General features: G+C 69.8%; 19 protein-coding genes. 5 read left to right on the top strand and 14 right to left on the bottom strand.

Going from position 1 to position 20,154, the window contains the following annotated elements; genetic code table 11:
- Nucleotides 1–34: 34 nt before the first annotated feature.
- Both KBO27_RS26155 and KBO27_RS26150 read right to left on the bottom strand, forming a co-directional pair.
- Nucleotides 35–262: a DUF3107 domain-containing protein gene (locus tag KBO27_RS26155; RefSeq protein ID WP_132672916.1), complete on the bottom strand. Its 228-nt coding sequence runs from the start codon at nucleotides 260–262 to the stop codon at nucleotides 35–37.
- Nucleotides 263–358: 96 nt separating this feature from the next.
- Nucleotides 359–1,045 carry a ferritin-like fold-containing protein gene (locus KBO27_RS26150; RefSeq protein ID WP_210972514.1) on the bottom strand — a complete coding sequence of 229 codons (687 nt, stop codon included), beginning with the start codon at nucleotides 1,043–1,045 and terminating at the stop codon, nucleotides 359–361.
- 494 nt (nucleotides 1,046–1,539) lie between these two features.
- On the opposite strand from KBO27_RS26150, the gene KBO27_RS26145 reads away from it, so the two are divergent.
- Complete coding sequence (locus KBO27_RS26145) at nucleotides 1,540–3,111, top strand: DEAD/DEAH box helicase (RefSeq protein WP_210972619.1); 1,572 nt, start codon at nucleotides 1,540–1,542, stop codon at nucleotides 3,109–3,111.
- A 122-nt stretch (nucleotides 3,112–3,233) separates the two neighbouring features.
- Entirely contained in the window at nucleotides 3,234–4,436 is a 1,203-nt protein-coding gene (locus KBO27_RS26140) for an Rv3212 family protein (RefSeq protein WP_210972513.1), read from the top strand.
- A 59-nt stretch (nucleotides 4,437–4,495) separates the two neighbouring features.
- Here the strand turns inward: KBO27_RS26140 and KBO27_RS26135 are convergent, their stop codons facing one another.
- The 5 genes from KBO27_RS26135 to KBO27_RS26115 all read right to left on the bottom strand — a co-directional run bounded on the left by KBO27_RS26135 (nucleotide 4,496) and on the right by KBO27_RS26115 (nucleotide 7,560).
- Entirely contained in the window at nucleotides 4,496–4,930 is a 435-nt protein-coding gene (locus KBO27_RS26135; protein ID WP_246538058.1) for a hypothetical protein, read from the bottom strand.
- A gap of 23 nt (nucleotides 4,931–4,953) precedes the next feature.
- Entirely contained in the window at nucleotides 4,954–5,805 is an 852-nt protein-coding gene (locus KBO27_RS26130; protein ID WP_210972512.1) for a RecB family exonuclease, read from the bottom strand.
- 35 nt (nucleotides 5,806–5,840) lie between these two features.
- A complete protein-coding gene (locus KBO27_RS26125; protein ID WP_210972511.1) occupies nucleotides 5,841–6,713 on the bottom strand; it encodes a PHP domain-containing protein in 873 nt (290 codons plus the stop codon).
- Nucleotides 6,714–6,795: 82 nt separating this feature from the next.
- The gene (locus KBO27_RS26120) at nucleotides 6,796–7,368 is read right to left on the bottom strand and encodes a PH domain-containing protein (protein WP_132685609.1); all 573 of its coding nucleotides are present in this window, start codon (nucleotides 7,366–7,368) and stop codon (nucleotides 6,796–6,798) included.
- 27 nt (nucleotides 7,369–7,395) lie between these two features.
- The gene (locus KBO27_RS26115) at nucleotides 7,396–7,560 is read right to left on the bottom strand and encodes a cytochrome c family protein (RefSeq protein ID WP_165939939.1); all 165 of its coding nucleotides are present in this window, start codon (nucleotides 7,558–7,560) and stop codon (nucleotides 7,396–7,398) included.
- Nucleotides 7,561–7,706: 146 nt separating this feature from the next.
- On the opposite strand from KBO27_RS26115, the gene KBO27_RS26110 reads away from it, so the two are divergent.
- The 3 genes from KBO27_RS26110 (at nucleotide 7,707) to KBO27_RS26100 (ending at nucleotide 9,947) form a co-directional block, all read left to right on the top strand.
- Nucleotides 7,707–8,135, top strand: a complete 429-nt coding sequence (locus KBO27_RS26110; protein WP_210972510.1) for an NUDIX domain-containing protein — start codon at nucleotides 7,707–7,709, stop codon at nucleotides 8,133–8,135.
- Between the two features lie 511 nt (nucleotides 8,136–8,646).
- Nucleotides 8,647–9,726 carry a magnesium/cobalt transporter CorA gene (gene corA, locus KBO27_RS26105; protein ID WP_210972509.1) on the top strand — a complete coding sequence of 360 codons (1,080 nt, stop codon included), beginning with the start codon at nucleotides 8,647–8,649 and terminating at the stop codon, nucleotides 9,724–9,726.
- Nucleotides 9,727–9,776: 50 nt separating this feature from the next.
- Nucleotides 9,777–9,947 (top strand): hypothetical protein, encoded by a 171-nt coding sequence (locus KBO27_RS26100; RefSeq protein WP_165943976.1) that lies wholly within the window; start codon nucleotides 9,777–9,779, stop codon nucleotides 9,945–9,947.
- Nucleotides 9,948–10,195: 248 nt separating this feature from the next.
- On the opposite strand, the gene KBO27_RS26095 is transcribed toward KBO27_RS26100, so the two are convergent.
- From KBO27_RS26095 to KBO27_RS26065, 7 genes are all read right to left on the bottom strand, one after another.
- Complete coding sequence (locus KBO27_RS26095; RefSeq protein WP_210972508.1) at nucleotides 10,196–11,368, bottom strand: ABC transporter ATP-binding protein; 1,173 nt, start codon at nucleotides 11,366–11,368, stop codon at nucleotides 10,196–10,198.
- A gap of 4 nt (nucleotides 11,369–11,372) precedes the next feature.
- Nucleotides 11,373–12,218: a carbohydrate ABC transporter permease gene (locus KBO27_RS26090; RefSeq protein ID WP_132627329.1), complete on the bottom strand. Its 846-nt coding sequence runs from the start codon at nucleotides 12,216–12,218 to the stop codon at nucleotides 11,373–11,375.
- Complete coding sequence (locus tag KBO27_RS26085) at nucleotides 12,218–13,120, bottom strand: carbohydrate ABC transporter permease (RefSeq protein ID WP_210972507.1); 903 nt, start codon at nucleotides 13,118–13,120, stop codon at nucleotides 12,218–12,220. The genes KBO27_RS26090 and KBO27_RS26085 overlap by 1 nt, the downstream gene beginning before the upstream one ends.
- Nucleotides 13,120–14,379, bottom strand: a complete 1,260-nt coding sequence (locus KBO27_RS26080; RefSeq protein ID WP_210972506.1) for an ABC transporter substrate-binding protein — start codon at nucleotides 14,377–14,379, stop codon at nucleotides 13,120–13,122. Before KBO27_RS26080 ends, KBO27_RS26085 begins: the two co-directional genes overlap by 1 nt.
- Nucleotides 14,380–14,971: 592 nt before the next feature.
- Nucleotides 14,972–15,490 (bottom strand): YflT domain-containing protein, encoded by a 519-nt coding sequence (locus KBO27_RS26075; protein ID WP_132685604.1) that lies wholly within the window; start codon nucleotides 15,488–15,490, stop codon nucleotides 14,972–14,974.
- Between the two features lie 186 nt (nucleotides 15,491–15,676).
- Nucleotides 15,677–19,006, bottom strand: coding sequence for a patatin-like protein (locus KBO27_RS26070; RefSeq protein ID WP_307870621.1), 3,330 nt, complete (start codon nucleotides 19,004–19,006; stop codon nucleotides 15,677–15,679).
- A gap of 130 nt (nucleotides 19,007–19,136) precedes the next feature.
- Complete coding sequence (locus tag KBO27_RS26065) at nucleotides 19,137–20,096, bottom strand: HpcH/HpaI aldolase/citrate lyase family protein (RefSeq protein WP_210972505.1); 960 nt, start codon at nucleotides 20,094–20,096, stop codon at nucleotides 19,137–19,139.
- Nucleotides 20,097–20,154: the final 58 nt, after the last annotated feature.

Below are 20,154 nucleotides of genomic sequence, written 5' to 3'. Positions count from 1 at the left end.
CCCGGGATGCCCCTCGACCAGCTCGAATCGGGTGTCAGCCGACCCCGAAGCCCACGCGCGGCACGTCTGCCGGTCCGATCTCGATGTAGGCGATCTTGGTCGACGGGATGATGATGCGCCGCCCCTTGCTGTCGTCCAGCGCCAGCACGCTCGCCTCGTTCTTCAGCGCGTCGGAGACCAGCGATTCGATCTCCTGCGGGGACTGCCCGCTGTCGACCGTCAGCTCGCGCGGACTGTCCACGACGCCGATCTTGACCTCCACGCCGAACCTCCGTAGGGCACTAGAAACGATGTGACCGGCCAAGGCTATCCCAGCCACCCCGCCAGGCACCGGATCTGGCCATTCGCTAAGAGCGAATCAGCCCAGGCCGAGCTGGCCCATTCGCTTGGTGTGGTTGCTCTGCAGGCGTCGGAACATCGCGCCGATGCCCGTGAGGTCCCCCGAGCCCTTGATGATCAGCTCGGCCAGCGCGTCGCGCTCGGCGACCACGAACTGGGCCTGGGTGATCGCCTCGCCCAGCAGGCGGCGCCCCCACAGCGTCAGCTTGTCGCGCAGCGAGCGGTCGTCGGCGCAGGCCGCCTGGACCTCGCGCTCGGCGAACGCGGAGTGGCCGGTGTCGGCCAGCACCGTCAGCACCAGCTCGCGCGTGTCGGCCTCCAGCCACTCGGCGACCTCGCGGTAGAAGTCCGCGGCCAGCCCGTCGCCGACGTAGGCCTTGACCAGCGACTCCAGCCACGAGTGCGGTGCCGTGGAGGAGTTGAACGCCTCGAAGGGCTGGGCGAAGGGCTGCATGGCCTCGTCGACCGCGACCCCGCGGGCGGCCAGCGCCTGCTCCAGCATCCGGTAGTGGCCGATCTCGGCCGCCGCCATGCTCGACAGCGCCGCTCGGCCGGTCAGCGTCGGCGCGGTGCGCGCGTCCTCGGCGAGGCGGTCGAACGCCGAGAGCTCACCGTAGGCCAGCGCCGCGAGCAGGTCCACGACGCCTTCCTGGTAACGTTCGTCACTTTCACCCGGCATGGTGGCCCGCTGGTCAGCCTCGTTCATGGCTGCGAGCGTAACCGTCGGCACGCCCGAGTTATACGCGCCACGTCAGTTTTGGCTGAAGAACAGGTATCCTGGAACTCGGAGGAGCAATCGGCGTCCAGACGACGCGGTCGAACACCGTGGGGTCGGCTCCCCGAAACGTCACCGGGCGACGGGCGCCCGAGCGAGACGGCCCCGGACATGTCGGCGCGACGCGGCTCGAGCGAACGGCTCGACGGCCTTGGCGCGCATGCGATGCCGATGAGACAACGAACCAGCCAGCGGGGTATTCGCCGCTGTAGCGAAACGAAGGCGCGCACCATTACGTCGGTGACCACGAGCACTCCGAGCAGCCGCGAAACGGCGGCCGCCGTGTGCCGGGAGGACGTCGCCACGGGATCGGCCCGAATCGGGAGGAACGCGCGCAGGTACCGAGAGAGGCGATCATTCTGACGTTCACGAACACCCAGGCCCCTGGTGGCCTCGAAGATCAGACCGGGGGCGGCGCCCCCGACATCTCCAGCAGTCCCGCGGACGAGGTCACCGAAGAGCACCTCCCGCCGACGTTCGCCGAGCTCGACGTCCACCCGGACATCGTCAAGGCGCTCAACGACGGCGGCATCGAGCGGACCTTCGCGATCCAGGAGCTGACGCTCCCGCTGGCGATGCGCGGCGAGGACCTCATCGGTCAGGCCCGCACCGGAACCGGCAAGACCCTGGGCTTCGGCGTCCCGCTGCTGCACCGCGTGGGCGGTGCCGGTGACGGCACCCCGCAGGCCCTGATCGTGGTCCCGACCCGCGAGCTGTGCCTGCAGGTCACCCGCGACCTCACCGACGCGAGCAAGCACCTGGGCGTGCGGACCCTCGCCGTCTACGGCGGCCGCCCGTACGAGGAGCAGATCTCCGCGCTGCGCAACGGCGTCGACGTGGTCATCGGCACCCCGGGCCGCCTGCTGGACCTGGCCGAGCAGCGCCACCTGGTGCTGGGCAAGGTCTCCACGCTCGTGCTCGACGAGGCCGACGAGATGCTCGACCTGGGCTTCCTGCCCGACATCGAGCGGATCCTGCGGATGGTTCCCGAGCAGCGGCAGACCATGCTGTTCTCGGCGACCATGCCCGGACCGATCCTGACCCTGGCCCGCACCTTCATGACCCGCCCGACGCACATCCGCGCCGAGCAGGCCGACGAGGGCGCGGTGCACGAGCGCACCCGGCAGTTCATCTACCGCGCGCACTCGATGGACAAGTCCGAGCTGATCGCCAAGGCCCTGCAGGCCGAGGACCGCGGTCTCGCGATGGTCTTCAGCCGCACCAAGCGGCAGGCCCAGAAGCTGGCCGACGAGCTCACCGAGCGCGGCTTCGCCGCCGGTGCCGTGCACGGCGACCTGGGCCAGGGAGCCCGGGAGAAGGCGCTGCGCGCGTTCCGCTCCGGCAAGGTCGACATCCTCGTCGCCACCGACGTCGCGGCTCGCGGCATCGACGTGGCCGGCGTGACGCACGTGATCAACCTGCAGTGCCCGGACGACGAGAAGACCTACGTGCACCGCATCGGCCGCACCGGCCGCGCGGGTCGCGAGGGCGTGGCGATCACGCTGGTCGACTGGGACGAGGAACCGCGCTGGAAGATGATCAGCGACACCCTCGGTCTGGGCAAGCCGGAGCCGGTGGAGACCTACTCCACCTCGGCGCACCTGTTCACCGACCTGAGCATCCCGACCGACGTCACCGGGCGGCTGCCGCTGGCCAAGCGCACGCGCGCCGGGCTGGACGCCGAGCCGGAGGGCGAGTCGGGCGAGGCCAAGCGGCCGCGCCGCAACCGGCGCCGCACCCGCGGCGGCAAGTCCGAGGGCGGTGCCGAGCCGACCAGCGGTGCCCGGCAGGACTCCGACGCCGAGACCCGCCCGACCCGGCGCCGCAACCGCCGTCGCACCCGCAGCGGTGACGACGTCAACGCCGAGGTCGGCGCGCAGCAGTCGGAGGCCCCGGCCGCCGCCGAGTCCGGTTCGGCCGACGCGGGCGACCGTCCGCGCCGCCGTCGTCGCCGTCGTGGCGGCGAGGGCTCCACGGAGTCCACCGACAACGCCTGACCTGCGAACACCCGGAAATCTCGACCTCCTCAGGGGGTCGAGATTTCTTCGTGTCAGGGCCCTTTCCCGCGCGCGGGTAAGCTCCGGGCCGGGAGCCCGTCGAAGACTTTGGGGGAGTTGGTTTGGTCCGGCCGGAGCGGCGCACTCGGGGTGACCTGGTCGCGGTCGCGGTGATCGTGGTGGCCGCGCTCATCGGCTCGGGAGTGCTGTGGTTCAACAGCGACGCCCGGGCGACGATCTCGGAGACCGCGGCCGAACCCCTGCCGAAACCACCCGTGCCGACGTCGGTTCCGGGCGCCCTGCACGAGATCTGGCGGGCGCCGAGCGCGGCGACCCCGGTGCCGGTGATCGCATCGCCGGCCGTGGTCACCGGCAACGGCAACGAGGTCCTCGGCCACGACCCGCTGACCGGCCGGGTCGCCTGGCGCTACGCGCGCGACATCCCGCTGTGCACGATCGGCACCGAGTGGGACCGGGCCGTCGCCGTCTTCGCCAAGTCGCGGAACTGCAGCGAGGTGACCTCGCTGCGGGGACCGACCGGTGAGCGCGGCCCGCAGCGCAACACCGACGCCGAGTTCGGCACCCGGCTGCTCGGCGACGGCACCTACCTGACCGCGACCGGCCGCCGCTCCTTCGAGAGCTGGCGCTCCGACCTGGTGCGCACCCAGCAGTTCGGCATCCCGCCGCAGCTGAAGAACCCGGACAACAACATCGAACGCCCGGACTGCACCTACTCCTCGATCGCGGTCGGGCACGAGCGCGCGGCCGCCATCGAGAACTGCCCCGGAGAGACGGGCCGGGTCACGACGATCAAGACGCACCCCGAGGACGACGAGAAGCCCGAGGAGGTCTTCAGCGTCTCCCTCGGCAGCCGGGACGCCTCGGTGGTGGCGGTGACCGACGAGCGGGTCGCCGTGGTCATGCGCGACGACCCGCAGCTGGTGCTGTTCGACAACACCGGCCGCGTGGTCGCCACCCACCCGGTCCGCACCGGCCCTCTCGCGAGCGACGACAACGTGCGGGTGGAGAGCACCGCCATCGGCCGCCGCATCTACTGGCACACCGGGGCGGACACGATCGCGTTGGACCCGAAGACCCTCGACCCGCTGTGGACCGTCCCGGACACCCTGGGAGCGGGGACCTCGCTGGCGAACCGGCTGGTGATGCCGGTGCAGGGCGGCATGGCCGTCCTCGACCCGGTGACCGGTGTCCGCGAGCGCGTCATCCCCGTCGACCGCGGCGACCACACCGGCCCGGTCCGGCTCAACTCGGTCGGGCCGGTCGTGCTGGAACAGCGCGGCGACACCCTGGTCGCGCTGCGCTGACCGCGAAAAAGGGCCTCCCGCGCGGGAGGCCCTTCGGAGCGGGTGGCGGTCCTAGACCGTCACCACCACCAGAACCAGAGCGATCCCAGCACCACGACCAGCACCCCGACCACGGCCAGACCGCCGTTGCGATCGCGGTTGCGGTCGGCGTAGGTCTGCAGCGCGACGGCGATGAGACCCGCGACGACCTGCGAGATCACCGAGGCGACACCCGGCCCCTGCTGCCCGTGCGAGGTGGCCCAGAACTGGACGCCGATCAGGACCAGCGCCAGCACCAGGGATCCCATCGCCAGCGCACCGGTGAAGCTGCGCAGGGTGGTTCCCGCGGTGCTCACCTGGCGGGACCGGGCGAGTTCGTGGCGGTGCGGGCGGGTGCGCCGGGCCTCGGGGGCCGCGCGGCGCGGATGGGGCGGCGGCATCCGGCGCGCACCGTCGCCCGGCGGCATGTGCCGCGTGCGGGGCGGTGTTCGGCGTTGCGGGGCTGGTGCGTGCATCGGCCCGTCCTCCGGTCGAAAGCTCATCCGTCCCCCAGCAGCGACCAGGGTCGCAGATCCGGTGCGGCCTGCTGTCCCTCGGTGCAGTGTGCCCGGAAATCGCACCAGGAGCAGTGCGGTCCGGTCCTGACCGGAAACGCCGTCTCCGCAACGGTGCTGGAGCCCGGGGACGCGGATTCCAGTGCGTCGGTTGCCTCCTGGAGCTCACCCGCCAGCCTTTCGGCGCGTTCCCGGAGTCCGTCGAGGGACTCGGCGGTGTGATCCCAGGCCGCGACCGTACCCGTCGGCAGGTGGTGCAGCTCAACCCGGTTGCACGGTCGGCGCAGCGTTTTGCGCACCGCGAGCGCGTACAGACCCAGTGCCAGCGAGTTCTTCGCGTCGTCGACCCGCAGCCCGTGCCTGCCGGTCTTGTAGTCGACGACGACGAGCTCGCCGTCCCGCTCGTCGACGCGGTCCACCCGGCCCTCGGCGATGATCTCGCCGACCGGCGCCGACACCCAGCGCTCGATGGCCACCGGGGTGAAGTCGGCGGGCAGCTCCGCCACGTAGTCGTGGACCCAGCGCTGCGCGCGTCGCCGGTGCTCAGCGGCCTGGTCGGCGTCGGCGAACCCGTCGGACTTCCAGTGCCGGTGCACCAGCACCTCCGCGCGTTGCGGGGTGCGCTTCTCCGGGCGCAGCTCGAAGTACGCCTTCAGCGCGTTGTGCACGACCGCGCCGAGCGTGGCGTTGGCCCACGGCCCTCCGCGCTTCGGAGCGGGTCTGTCGAGGTAGGTCATGCGGTACCGGCGTGGGCATCCCGCCCACGTCGACAGGCGGGCGGGGGTGACCCGCACGAGTTTCCCGGGAATGCCTTCCAGGCCGAGCTGCTGCTGCACGCCGACAACACTACGCAGAACGGCCGACCGGCAGATCAGCTGATGACCTTGCTCCCGGTGCAGCGGGCGATGATTCGCTCCAACGAGTCGGGGGCCGTGGTCTCCTGGCCGATCCGGATCGTCTTGTTGGTGCCGTGGTAGTCGCTGCTGCCGGTGGGGATCAGGTCCAGCTCGGCGGACAGCTCGCGCAGCTTCGCCCGGGTGGGCTCGTCGTGATCGGGGTGGTCGATCTCGACCCCGGCGAGCCCGTGATCGGCCAGTTCGGCGACGACCTCGGCGTTGACCACCGGCCCCCGCTTGTGGGCGAACGGGTGCGCCAGCACGGTCGCGCCGCCCGCCTCGGCGATCATGTCGATGGCCCGGTGCACGGGTGTGTCGGTGCGCGGCAGGTAGTAGCTGCCGCTGCTGCTGAGGTACTTCGCGAAGGCTTCGTCGACGCTGGCGACCGTTCCGGCCGCGACCAGCGCGCGCGCCAGGTGCGGGCGTCCGCCCGGCGAGTCCGGCGGCAGCCCGGCCATGATCGCCTCGGGGTCGATCGGGAAGCCGTCGGAGGCCATCTGGTGGGCCATCTGGTGCAGCCGCTCGCGGCGCTCGGCGCGCAGCCGCGACTGCTCGCGCACCAGCGCGGGGGACGAGGGGTTGAACAGGTAGGCCAGCAGGTGGACCGTGACCCTGCCACCACGACCGTCGGGGCTGGAGCAGGACAGCTCCGCTCCCGGGACCAACCGGAACGTTCCGGGACGACCGAGTTCGCGCACGGCGCGTTCGGCTTCCGCCCAACCGGCGGTGGTGTCGTGGTCGGTGATCGCGACCGCGTCCAACCCGGCAGCGACCGCGGTCGCCACCAGCTCGGCCGGCGTGTCGGTCCCGTCTGACTCGGTGGAATGCGCGTGCAGGTCGATGAGCACACCTCAGTGTGACCCATGACCGGCCGCGAGGATGCCTCGCGGCGGTGATCCCGGCCACGCCGGGATCACCGGACCACGAGAACTACAGCTTGGCCGCTTTCCGCTTGCCCACCGCTGCGCGGCGGGCTTTGAGCATGGAGAAGCGGTCCTGCTGCTGGCCCTTCTTGTCACCGAACACCAAGCCCGAGATCGCGTCCTCGACCTCGGTCGGGTTGGGGACGTACTCGATCCGGTTGAGCGCCTGGATCTGGCCCGCTGACTCGACGATCAGCGTGCCGTACCCGAACATCCGGCCCATCAGCGAGCGGTGGAAGGTCAGGTCGGTGACCTTGGTGACCGGCATCATCGCCACGTTGGTGGTGAAGATCCCCTTCGTCATCAAGAATCTCTTGTCGGTCACCACGATGCGCTCCACGTACCAGTCGAGAACCTGGTAGGCGAAGCGGATCAGCACGACAAGACCGGCGTACCAGAGGATGTTCTGGAACAGCCAGGAGCTGCCGGCGGGCAGCAGGTACGACACCAGCACGAGTCCGACGAGCAACCCCGCCGCCTCGAACAGGTCCCACACCAAGCTGGCCCAGTGACGCCGAACCCGGATCACCCGGCGTTCGGAGTCCAGCAGGTACTCGTCGGGATCCCTAGGAGCGAACAACGCACCCGCCTCCCCGCGATTCTCGCCTTATCCCTGGAAGAGGTTCTGCATGAAGGTGATGACAGCTTCTGCAGCCCCACGAAGACTGGCCAGGATGCCGTTCACGACATTGCTGGCTTGGTCCGGCGCGGAAAACAAGAAGAACAGGAGGAAAGCAACCACTGCCCAGGTGAGGATTTTCTTCATGTTCACTGTGACGCACCCCGTCCGAAAAAGCCCTTGAGTAGCACAGGCGCCTGCTGATCCGTTGTACCGCACTCCGCCCCATTACGGCAGCTTTGTACCGCACTTGGGTCAGTCGTTTCCGGGCAGGCCCGGACCAACTACCCTCCGTGTTGATGATCGTATCTGAGAATCCCGTGATCCGCTGCGTCGGAGCTCTCATTTTTGACCCCCGAGGCAGGTTGTGCCTGGTCAAACGGGCCAATGATCCTGGCAGGGGCAAGTGGTCGATACCCGGGGGCCGGGTGGAGCACGGAGAATCCGATCATTCGGCGGTACGGCGCGAGGTTTTCGAGGAAACCGGACTCGTCGTCACGGTCGGTGATCTCATCGGCCGGGTCGAGCGACCCGCTCCGCGCGGAACCTTCGAGATCCTCGACTACTCCTGCCGGACCAATGAATGGGTTCTTTCCGCTGGTGACGACGCCGCGGACGCAATCTGGGCGGACGGTGCGACTTTCGCCACACTCGATCGAAATGGAGCGCTCACGGCCGGTTTGGCCGAGGCGCTGCGGTCCTGGGGTTGTTTACCCCGCAACGAGTGAGCGGGAATGCCGCCGGGTTACGCGCCTCCGACGGAGTGCGTGACGATCGGTGGATCGACCCCCGAGTGGAGCCCTTTCCGAGTGCCCGAATTAGTCGACTGGTCCGCTTTCGCGTTCGTACCACCGCTGCGACCTGTGACGTGAGTTCGACGCAGTTGTCAGCAGCCCACCCGGACGGAGTATGGTTCCCGGTTGGCTGATGCAGTGCCCACCCCTTGTGGTGGATGACCTTCGGGAGGTGAGGGATCGTGAGCAGTAGTACCGACAGCGCGCTTCCGTGCAGTACCAACCGCATCCCCGCCGAGAAGGCCCGTCGCTGATCTGAGCGAGTTGGTTCTCCGGCCCGTCAGGGGCCCGGCCGGGATGCGAGACCCCGCAAGCGAGAGTGATCTCCGCCCGAGGGAACACCGCCGCGGTGCAGCGTCCGGACGATCGTCCGGATGACCGCTGACCGGAACACCGGTCTCGCGCCACGCACGTTCCTGGGCCCCGGAACCCCCTGGAGGCCGTCGTGCCGAACCTGCCTTCGCTCGGCCTGCGCAACCGCAACGGTCGCGCGGCCCAGCCCCTCGCGCGCAAGCCCGCGCCGATGTCCGCCTACGTGGTGGACTGCGCCGTCTACGTCGACGGCCACCGGCTGGACGGGACCTGGAACCACGCCGACGCCATCGAAGAGGTCCGCCGGCGCGGCACCGGGTTCGTCTGGATCGGGCTGCACGAGCCGACCGAGGAGCAGATCAACGGCATCGCCGAGACCTTCGGGCTGCACGAGCTCGCGGTCGAGGACGCGGTGCACGCGCACCAGCGGCCCAAGCTGGAGCGCTACGACAACACGCTGTTCATGGTGCTCAAGACGGTCCGCTACGCCGACACCGCGCACCGCACCGCGACCAGCGAGATCGTCGACACCGGTGAGCTGATGGTCTTCCTCGGCCGGGACTTCGTGATCACCGTCCGGCACGGCAAGCACGCCGAGCTGAGCGACCTCCGCTGCCGGTTGGAGGACGACCCCGAGCAGCTGGCGCTGGGCCCGTCTGCGGTGCTGCACGGGGTGGCCGACACGGTGGTGGACAACTACCTGGACGTCACCGAGGCGATCCAGGACGACATCGACGAGATCGAGGCCGAGGTCTTCGAGCCGCGCACCAAGATCGACGCCGAGCAGATCTACCTGATGAAGCGCGAGGTCATGGAGCTGCGGCGGGCGGTGCAGCCGTTGTCGAAGCCGATGCAGCGGCTGGCCGAGGGCTACACGCCGATGATCGCCGAGGACGTGCGCTCCTACTTCCGCAACGTCGAGGACCACCTGGCGCGCGTGTCGGAGATGGTCGGCGCCTTCGACGAGTTGCTGACCACGCTGGTGGACGCCACGCTCGCCAAGATCACGCTCCAGCAGAACACCGACATGCGCAAGATCTCGGCCTGGGTCGCGATCATCTCCACACCGACGATGATCGCCGGGATCTACGGCATGAACTTCGACTTCATGCCCGAAACCACCTGGAAGTTCGGCTATCCGATGGTGATGGTCGTGATGCTCATCGCCTGCATGGTCTTGTTCAAGATCTTCCGGAAGAACAAGTGGCTGTAACGATTCCGGCGCTCGAACCGATGTCGTACGTGGAAGTGAGGAGGTCCGACATGCAAGCGCACACCACCGCGCCCACCCAGCTGCGACTCCTCACCGCGAGACGAAGTCCCGTGTCTCGCCGGGAGATCGCCGAGAAGTTGTTCCGGCACTCCGCTTGGGTGCAGCGAAAACCCGGCGCGATGTGGGACGTGGTCCCCGCGCCGAGCGCCTGCGCGCGCTGACGGCCCCCGCCCGGGTAGACCGCGGGCCACATCGTGAAAACGGATCTGCAGCAACCAGAATCTCGTTCTCACGTAGGGAGGCACCGCTATGACTCGCCTGCTCTCCAGCAAGCTCACCTTTCTCGTCGCGCTGATCGCGGGCTGGATCGCCATGGAGTTCGTGCTCATCGCGAACCAGCTCTGATCACCGCGCGGAGGGGACGGTTGCTCCAGGCCCGGCGGCCGGAGAACCGTCCCCCGCTCATGCGCTACCTGATCGTCTCGCCCGTCTTCGGGTTGAACAGGTGGATCTTGTCGGTGTCGAACCAGACCGAGAGCTGCTCGTTCTCCCGGGCCCGCGACTCCACCGACAGGCGGGTGACGACCTGGCCGTCGTCGGTGGGCACCTCGGAGCTGCCGCTGTCGGCGGCGAGCTCGTCGAGCTCCGCGCTGCTGGCCTTGGCGCCCTGCAGCGTGAAGTAGACGTACTTGTCCGAGCCCATCTCCTCGACCACGTCCACCTCACCGGTGAACGTCGCTCCCCTGGTCTTGACCGCGTCGTCGACCAGCGCGGCGTCCTCGAAGTGCTCCGGGCGGATGCCCAGCACCAGGTCCCGAGGCGCGTCGGCGGCCTCCGCGGCCTTGCGCAGCCGCTCCGGCAGCGGCACGTCGCCGAGGGCGCTGCGCAGCGCGCCGTCCGCGAGCTCCACCGGCACGAAGTTCATGGCCGGTGAGCCGATGAAGCCGGCCACGAACAGGTTCGCCGGGTTCTCGTAGAGGTGCTGCGGCGGCCCCACCTGCTGCACCACGCCGCCGCGCAGCACCACGACCCGGTCGCCGAGGGTCATCGCCTCGGTCTGGTCGTGGGTGACGTAGACGGTGGTGGTGCCCAGCTGCTTCTGCAGCTTCGACACCGAGGTGCGCATCTGCACCCGCAGCTTGGCGTCCAAGTTGGACAGAGGCTCGTCCATCAGGAACGCCTTGGGGCTGCGCACGATCGCCCGACCCATCGCGACCCGCTGCCGCTGACCGCCGGAGAGGTTCGCCGGCCTGCGGTCCAGGTGGTTGCTCAGGTCGAGGATCTTCGCGGCCTCGGTGACCTTGTCCTTCACGGTCGCGTTGTCCACTTTGGCCAGTCGCAGCGGGAAGGCCATGTTCTCGAACACGGTCATGTGCGGGTAGAGCGCGTAGGACTGGAACACCATCGCGATGTCGCGGTCCTTGGGCGCGCGCTCGTTCATCCGCTGCCCGCCGATGCGCAGCTCGCCGCCGCTGATGTCCTCCAGCCCGGCGATCATGTTGAGCGTGGTGGACTTCCCGCAGCCCGACGGACCGACCAGGATCACGAACTCGCCGTCGGCGATCTCCAGGTTGACCTCGTTGACCGCCAGCGCCCCGTCCGGGTAGCGCTTGGTCACCTTGTCCAGCACGATGTCGGCCACTTGCTTACCCCTTCACTGCGCCGGAGGTCAGTCCGGACACGATGCGTCGCTGGAAGAACAGCACGAACAGGATGATCGGAATGGTGATCACCACGGCGGCGGCGGAGATCGTCCCGGTCGGGTCCTCGAACTGCGAGTCGCCGGTGAAGAACTGCAGCGCCACCGGAACCGTCCGCGAGTTCGCCGTCGACGTCAGCGAGATGGCGAACAGGAAGTCGTTCCAGCAGAAGATGAACACCAGGATCGCGGTGGTGAACACGCCCGGTGCGGCCAGCGGTGCGATCACCCGGCGGAACGCCTGCGCGGGTGTGGCGCCGTCCATCTTGGCCGCCTTCTCCAGCTCCCACGGGATCTCCCGGAAGAACGCCGACAGCGTGTAGATCGCCAGCGGCAGCGAGAAGGTGATGTAGGGCAGGATCAGTCCCGGCCAGGTGTCGAACAGGCCCACCGTCCGCTCGATGTCGAACAGCGGCGAGACCAGCGAGACCTGCGGGAACATCGCGATCAGCAGGGACGCCCCGACCAGCGCTCGCTTGCCGGGGAAGTCGAGCCGGGCGATGGCGTAGGCGGCCATGGTGCCCAGCACGACGGCGATCGCCGTGGCGATCAGCGCGATGCCGATGGAGTTCAGCAGCGCGCGGGTGAACTCGGTGGTGGAGAAGATCGCCGCGTAGTTCTCCAGCGTCCACTCGCGCGGGATCAGGTTCCCGTCGGAGAGGGTGTCGGAGGTCTTGAACGACAGCGACAGGATCCACAGCACCGGCAGCAGCGCGTAGGCCACCACGATGACGTTGAGCGCGGCCCACTTGGCTTTGCGCGCAGGCGTCGGTGTCCCGCCGAGGCCGGCCATCAGCCCCTCCCCTTCTCTTCGCTGCCCGGGGCCGCGGTGCCGAAGAGCTTCACGAAGATCCACGCGATGAGCGCGACCGCGATGAAGATCAGCACCGACATCGTCGATCCGATGCCCAGGTTGAGTCCCTTGATGAGGTTGTTGTAGGCGAGCACCGATACCGACGAGGTGTCCTGCGCTCCCCCGGTGAGCACCACGATGTGGTCGAAGACGCGGAAGGCGTCGAGGGTCCGGAACAGCAGCGCGACGAGGATCGCCGGCTTCATCACCGGCAGCATGACCTTGACGAACCGCTGCCAGGCGCCCGCTCCGTCCATCGCCGCGGCCTTGAGCAGGTCGTCGGGCACCAGCGCGAGCCCGGACATCAGCAGCAGCGCCATGAACGGGGTGGTCTTCCAGATCTCGGCGACGATGACGATCGCCAGCGCGCTGCCGTACTCGGTCAGCGGGGCCCCGCTGGGGGCGATGGCGTTGGCCAGGTAGCCGGTGTCCGGAGTCCAGGCGTAGCGCCAGCTGAACGCGGCGACGACCGTGACGATGCCGTACGGGATGAGGCTGACCGTGCGCACCAGTCCCCTGCCGACCAGCGCCCGGTGCATGATCAGCGCCAGCGACATGCCCAGCACGAACTCGACCAGCACCGACACGGCGGTGACGAGGATGGTCACCCAGAACGCGCTCCACCAGTAGGTGTTGGTGAGCACGGTGATGTAGTTGTCGAACCAGATGAACTCGCGCTGGTCCGGGTACTTCAGGTCGAAGCGCTGGAAGGACAGCCAGAACGCGTAGAGGATCGGCCATCCGGTGACGGCGATCATCACCAGCGCGGCCGGGGCCGCCAGCAGCATCCCCAGCCGGCGTTCGGCCCGCTTGCCGTCGCTGAGCGCGTCTGCGGTCGCCATCAGGGCATCACTCCCTTGGACTCCAGGGCGTTCTGCACCTCGCGGCGCATCCGCTCGGCGGTGGCCTGCGGATCGATCTCGGCGATCGGGCTGAGCATGTTGGACAGCACCGTCGAGACGTTCTGCGCGGCCGGGGTCACCGGTCGCATCCCCGGGTCCTTGAGGGCGTGCAGGATCGTCTCGTGCATCGGGTACTCGGCCTGCAGCTCAGGGTCGCTGTAGAGCGATTCGATGGTGGGCGGCACGCCGTCGTTGATGGCGGAGAACTTCTGGCTCTCCTTGTCGCGCAGGCACTTCGCGGCCTCGAAGGACAGCTCCGGCTTGGTGGAGTAGCTGCTGACCGCGTAGTTGGCGCCGCCGATGGTGGACTTGCTGGGCACGTTCGGGTCGAGGCCGGGCAGGCGCGCCCAGCCGACCTTCGCGGCCAGCTCGGGCTTCTCCTCCTGCATCGAGGCGTGGACGAACGGCCAGTTGAGCTCGAAGGCCGATTGGCCGGTCTCGAACTCCTGCCGCGCGTCGTCCTCCTCGGCGTTGTTCATGCCGGGGCTGGTGACGCCCGCGTTGCCGAGGTCGCGCAGGGCTTCCAGCCCGCGCACCGCGCCCTGGTCGACGACGGCGGTCTTGCCGTCCTCGCCGATCACGTGCCCGCCCGCCGACTCCAGCAGCGTGTTGTAGTGCACGTACAGGCCCTCGAACTGCGCACCGGTCAGGGTGATCCAGTGCGGTTTGCCCTCCTGCTTGAGGCGCTGGGCGGTCGAGATCATCTCGCCCCAGCTCTTCGGCGGCTCGGGCACGAGGTCCTTGCGGTACCAGAGCAGCTGCACGTTGGTGTTCTTCGGCGCGGCGTAGAGCTTGCCCTGCCAGGTCGCGGTCTCCAGCGGGCCGGGCAGCGTGTCCCGCTCGACCTCGGCCTTGTCGGCACCGGTCCACTCGCGGACCCAGTTGGCCTCGGCGAACTCGCCGGTCCAGGTGACGTCGAGGTAGAGCAGGTCCATGCCGGTGTCCCCGGCGGCGAGGCGGCGCACCATCTGCTCGCGCTGGCCGTCGGCGTCTCGGGGGAGCTTGTGGTAGACGATGTCGTACTTGCCCGCGGCTGCGGCGTTGCAGCGGTCGACGTTGTGCTGCAGGTTCTCCTCGGGTGCGCTGTAGAGGTTGATCGTGTTGGCACTTGCGGCTTGGCCGCATGCGGTCAACGCCGACGCGCCCACCAGGGACGCGCCCAGCAATGCCGCCGTACGAGTGCGGCGAACTTTCACCATCAGTCCTTCCGGTGCCCTGGTCGCGTGTGCGACCGAGCTCCCGGGATTCGCCAACGCTCCGTCGCACCACGACCACCGGCGGTCAGCCGGTGGCTGGAAAGCTAAGGCCCGATGATCACGGAGGGCAAGCACTCCCGCGCCTTGTTGCCAACCCGTGAAGAACCGGTGAACGACCGATGCAACCGCTCCCCCATTAGCCCCGGATCACTTAGCCGTTTCGGCGGCCGGAGCAGGGGTTTCGTTGAAACCAAGACGATCCCGACAACCCGAGAACAGGGGCCGGAAGGGGTTCCCGATTCGGTGCAAGCGGCGAAGCCGCAGATGCTTCTGAACCCCGTCAGGCAACCGGCGAAGCCGGTTTCTCACTACCCCGAGCAAGCAACCGGCACCGCCGCGGGTTCTGAGCGGCTCTCTGGGGAGGACAGCCGTAGCGCCGTGTATTGGACATACACAAGTCTCGGATCCCGGAGCCAGAGAGCCGCTCAGGTTCCGCTTCTGGCACCGCAAAGCAACAAGACCACTGAGTAGTGGCAGTGAACCCGAGCCGCCAAGCAACGAGACCACTGAGCAGTTGTCAGTGAACAGGAACGACCTACGAAGCCGGAGGGCGCATGGCGAGCTTGGCGAGCAGATCACGCCCCTGCTCGGCGTGCTTCGGCTGGGCGAGCACGTCGTAACGCCCCGCGACCAGCTGGCTGGCCGAGGAGAAGTCCCGACGGCCGCGCGTGGAGGCGTAGCCGACGGCGGCGAAGACCAGGCCGAACACGATGCCCGCGCCGAGACCGGCCAGCACCGGGGCGATCCAGCTGCCCTGCGGGGTGAACATGCCCATGATCAGGCCGACGAACAGGCCGAACCAGGCGCCCGAGGCGGCCCCACCGCCGAGCACGCGTCCCCACGTCAGCCTGCCGGTCACGCGCTCGACCAGCATCAGGTCGACGCCGACGATGGTGACCTCCTGGACGGGGAAGTCGCTGTCGGCCAGGTGGTCGACGGCCCGCTGCGCTTCTTCGTACTTGCCGTAAGAACCGATCGGCCAGCCGGTGGGTGGCGTGGGCAGGTTGGGTGTGCCCGGCGCCGGCCGGCTCGCGCCGGTAAAGGGGTTGGACACCGCTGACACCTCCGTTGAACTGCAAATCCCGGGACGAACCGCCCCTACGACCAGGCTACCTCGCAGTATCCCCCCGAGATCATGAACGTCCCCGCACTGATGCGCACCCGATACCCACCCCGCTCGAGTGAGGGTTTGAGCGGGGTGGTCAGCCCCGCCGGGTCGGGAGCGGGGCGCTGACCTGCGTCAAGCGCGCGGCACGAGGTCGGCGCTGGGCTCTCGGCGAGAACCCGCGGGCGTGGCCGGGCCTGCGGAGGCCGGTCTCGGACGCGGGTTGAGGACGTCGACGGTGCTCGCGTGGAGGACGTGGACGTAGGCCAGGGCCAACGCGGTGAGGATGAGCCAGGTGCCGACGTCCGCCCGGTCCTCGGCGACGAGCCAGAGCAGGCCCAGCGAGATCAGCGGGGTCAGGAACGTCGCGCCGATCCTGGCGGGCACGCGGTAGGCCACCGCGGCGAACCAGGTCAGGGCGGTCGCGGCCAGCACGACCCCGAGCGGGCCGAGGCGCAGGCCGGTGCTGTGCACGCCGAGCGCCGCGGCGAGCAGGAGAGCGCAGACCGCGAGCGCCGGTGCCCAGCGCGCGAGTCCGCTGCCGAAGGGTCTGGTGAAGCAGCGGCCGGCCCAGATCGCGCACACCAGCACCGACAGCGCGGCGAGCGGAGCCCAGTCGCCGACGTCGGCACCGGAGAAGTCGATCAACGCCGATCCGCTGGTCGACGACTGCACCGCGCACATCGCCCTCGGCGGGCAGTCACCCGGGAGGAGCGTTACGGGGCCGAACATCGGGCCATCCGCGGTGATCGTCAGGGCGAAGGACGTGAGGAACCCGAGCAGCGCGGCCCGCCTCGGCGCGGCGACCGCGAACGCGGCGAGCATCAGCAGCGGCTTGACCAGCGCCATCGCCGCACGCCCCAGGAACCGCAGGGCACCGCCCCCGGACGGTTGCGCCGCGCGGTGGCCGAGCAGGCCGAAGCGGGTGGCCAGCGACAGCAGGCGCGTTTCGCCCAGGTCGCGGACCCGCTGGCGGCCGACGTCGAAGCTCTCCACCGAGCGGGACAGCTCGTCCGGTTGCGGCACCGGCGGTTCGGCACCGCCGTCCGGGGCCGCACCCGTCGGCACGGACTCGACGTGCGGGACCTCCACCGCCGCGATAGTCCACTGCAGACGCTCGGTGAGCAGCCTGCGGGTCTCGGTCAGCGGGTGCTGGTCGTCGGGCGCGGCGAACATCGCGTCGAGCTCGGCGCGGACCTCGGCCGCGTGGCGCGACCACACCTCCGCGAGGAACCCGCGCCACCGCTCGGCCCGGGATTCGTCGAGCGCACCGAGTTCGGCCTCGGTCGGACTGCTGACGACGGCGCGCAGCGACTCGCTCAGCCGCTCGGGATCGCCGTGCCGCACCAGGCGCTGCGGGTCGGCGAGCATGCCGACGAGCGTGGCGGCGGCGTCCATCCGGCCCCACATCCAGTCGTTGGCGCGCCACTTCGCCGACAGGAACGCGCCGAAGCTGCCGAGGTCGAGGCCGCGGATCTTGTCCTCGATGCGCAGTGCGCCGTCGCGGCGCAGCGCCGTGAACGGCAGCGGGGTGTGCTCGTCGCTGACCACGCGGAGCAGGTCGATGCGCGTGGTCGGAGCGCGGCCGACGTCCAGCGGCGCGGTCAGCACGACGAGCTGCCGCAGCACCTCGGGACGGCGTGCGGTGGTCTCCAGCAGCGCGTAGCCGACCTGTTCGGCCGCCACGGGTCCCGGCCTGGCCGGGGCCGCTTCGGCCAGGCGGTCGGCGATGTCGTGCAGCACCTCCCGGGCTCTCGCCACCGCGTCCACCCCGTCGGCGTCCGGGGCCGCGTCCGCTCCCGAGGACTCGACCATGGACTGGAGCTCGGCGGCGAACTCGGCCAGCGCCTGCTGGAACCCGTCGCCGTCGGAAACCGCGCGCAGCACCGCTCCCAGCAGCGGCTCGATCGGCGAGGGCAGCCGGTGCTGCAGCCGTTCGCGGCGGCGCTGGACCCTGCGGATCCAGTCGTCGAGCTCGGTGGTCTCCACGATCGGTTCCAGCCGCGCGCCGTTGATCCAGTAGCGGTCGGCGTGACCGGCCAGGACCCCGGCGAAGGCCCGCAGCCGGTACAGCTGCGCCTTGCACGCACCGACCTGCGCGGAGCGTTCGACGTCCCAGGCCCAGCCCAGGCACTCCTGCGCGGCGGTGCGCAGCCCGTGCGCGTCGTCGAAGATCTCGGGACCGGTCTGGCGGGCGAGTGCCGCGAGCCGGTCGGGAAGCAGGTCGCGGGCGCGCACCGACCACTCCGCGAGCGGCTCACCGATCACCGGTGGCAGCAGCGTCCCGTCCTCCGAACCCGAGGGGTCGGTCAGCAGCGCGTGCACCGCCTGCGCGTCGAGTTCCGCCCGCACCACCGCGTGATCGGCCGCCACGAACGCGACGTGCTCGGCCAACCGCTCGGGACGTTCGCGCACCGGGGCGAACAAGGCCTTGCGGCGCAACGCGTTCCCGTCCACCGCCCGGTTGTGCTCGGCGAGCTCGTCGAGGTCCGACAGCAGGGATTCCTGGGTGAACCGGCCGCGCAGCGCCGCCACCGTCACCGGCACCGCACGTCCCGAACCGCGCCGCTGGCCGTGCGAGACGACCGGATCGGGGTTGAGGTAGAGCAGGAAGCGCCGGGTGGGCCGGTCGGCCGGGGCCGCCGCGATGGCCTCGATCGCGGCGGTGACCGGGATGTTGTCCAGCACCCCGCCGTCGATCACCCGGAACGGCGTTGTGCCCGTGCTGGTTTCGGAGAACAGGCCCAGCATGTTCGGTTCGCCGGCCGGTGGTTCGCCAGGCCCGGAGCGCACCTTCGCGGGTTCGAAGGCGAACGGGAACGACGAGGTGGCGCGCGCGGCGTGCGCGAGGCGCAGCGCGGTGTCGTCGAGATCGCCGAAGTCCGAGAGCGGGTCCCCCGCACGGCCTTCGTGGTGGAAGGTCAGCCGCGCGGCCCGCCGCTCCAGCGGCATCGGCCCGACGCGGGCGTCGTAGTGCGGCTCCACCAGCGGATCCAGCAGGGTCGCGGTGAGCAGCATGTCGGCGCGGCGGCCCGGCTGCTGCTCGGCGGGCGGGGCGTTGTCGCGGATGACGCGGGCGAGCTCGGCGCGGAAGTAGTCGTCGCCTTCCAGCAGCGAAGCGGGGCCGCCCTGCCAGAACTTCGGCACCGGGCGGGCCATCGCCTCCAGGTCGGCCAGCTGGATCCACGTCCGCCGCATCCGCTCGAACGGCATCCCGTAGACCAGCGTCGCCGACATCAGCGCGGCGTTGAGGCCACCGGCCGAGGCGCCCGCGAGCACGTCGACGCTCACCGACCGGTACCCGGCCAGCCGCGCGAGCGCGGCCCACGGGTGCTCGGATTCCCCGGTGCCGTCCAACGATTCGCGCAGCGCGTTGATCTCGGCGACGGCTCCGCCGATCCACACCGCCATGCTCGCACCGCCGCGCATGGCGAGCGCCAAGCGCAGCTCGTCCCCAGAATCCACGATCCCGAACGTACCGCGATCGGGCCGGGGATTCGGCCGCTATTCAGGGCGAGACCCCGATCTCAGCGGAGACCAGGGCACCGATTTCCACTGAAATCGGGGCACCGCGGGTGGAATCGAGACGACCGAGTCACTCCTCCGGCGGAGTCCAGCGGTCGGTGCGCGACATTCCGGCGGCGCGGCCCTTGCCCGAGATGACCAGCGCCATCTTGCGGGAGGCCTCGTCGATCATCTCGTCGCCGAGCATCGCCGCACCGCGCTTGCCGCCCGCGGCGGAGGTGTGCCACTCGTAGGCGTCGAGGATGTTCTCGGCGTGGTCGTAGTCCTCCTGGCGCGGCGAGAAGAGCTCGTTGACCGCGTCGACCTGGGCCGGGTGCAGCACCCACTTGCCGTCGAAGCCGAGCGCGGCGGACCGACCGCCGACCGCGCGCAACCCGTCGACGTCCTTGATCTGCAGGTACGGCCCGTCGATGGCCTGCACGTCGGCCGCGCGCGCCGCGGTGAGGATGCGGAACAGCGCGTAGTGGTAGGCATCGCCGACGTCGTACCCGGGCGGCTGGTGCCCGACGACCAGCGAGCGCATGTTGATCGAGGCCATGAAGTCGGCGGGCCCGTAGATCAGCGCGGCCACCCGGGGAGATGCGGTGGCGATGGCGTCGATCTCGACCAGCCCGCGCGCGTCCTCGATCTGCGGCTCGATGCCGATGCGCCCGGGTTCCAGGCCCAGGGCGCGCTCGATCTGCGACAGCGTCAGGTCCAGCCAGCGCACGTGATCGGGTGCGGAGACCTTCGGAAGGATGATCGAGTCCAGCTCGGCACCGGCGCCTTCGACGACGGTGACCACGTCGCGGTACGTCCACTCGGTGTCCAGCGCGTTGACCCGCACCGACCGGATCTTGCCGTCCCAGCCGCCCTCGTTGAGCGCGCCGACGATCCGGTCCCGCGCCTCGGCCTTGGCCAGCGGGGCGACCGCGTCCTCCAGGTCGAGGAAGAACTGGTCGACCGCCAGCCCGCGAGCCTTGTCGATCATCTTCGCGCTCGACCCCGGCACCGCCAGGCAGCTGCGCCGCGCACCTTCCACCATGCTCATGCCAGGTGTCTATCACGCCGTCCGGCGAGGTGGGCGCGTTGTCCCTAGCCTGATCGAC

This window comes from Saccharopolyspora endophytica (genome assembly GCF_018070075.1).
In the GTDB taxonomy this organism is placed as follows: domain Bacteria; phylum Actinomycetota; class Actinomycetes; order Mycobacteriales; family Pseudonocardiaceae; genus Saccharopolyspora; species Saccharopolyspora endophytica.
Note: the sequence above shows the minus strand (reverse complement) of the source record. Positions and strands in the feature narration are given on the sequence as shown.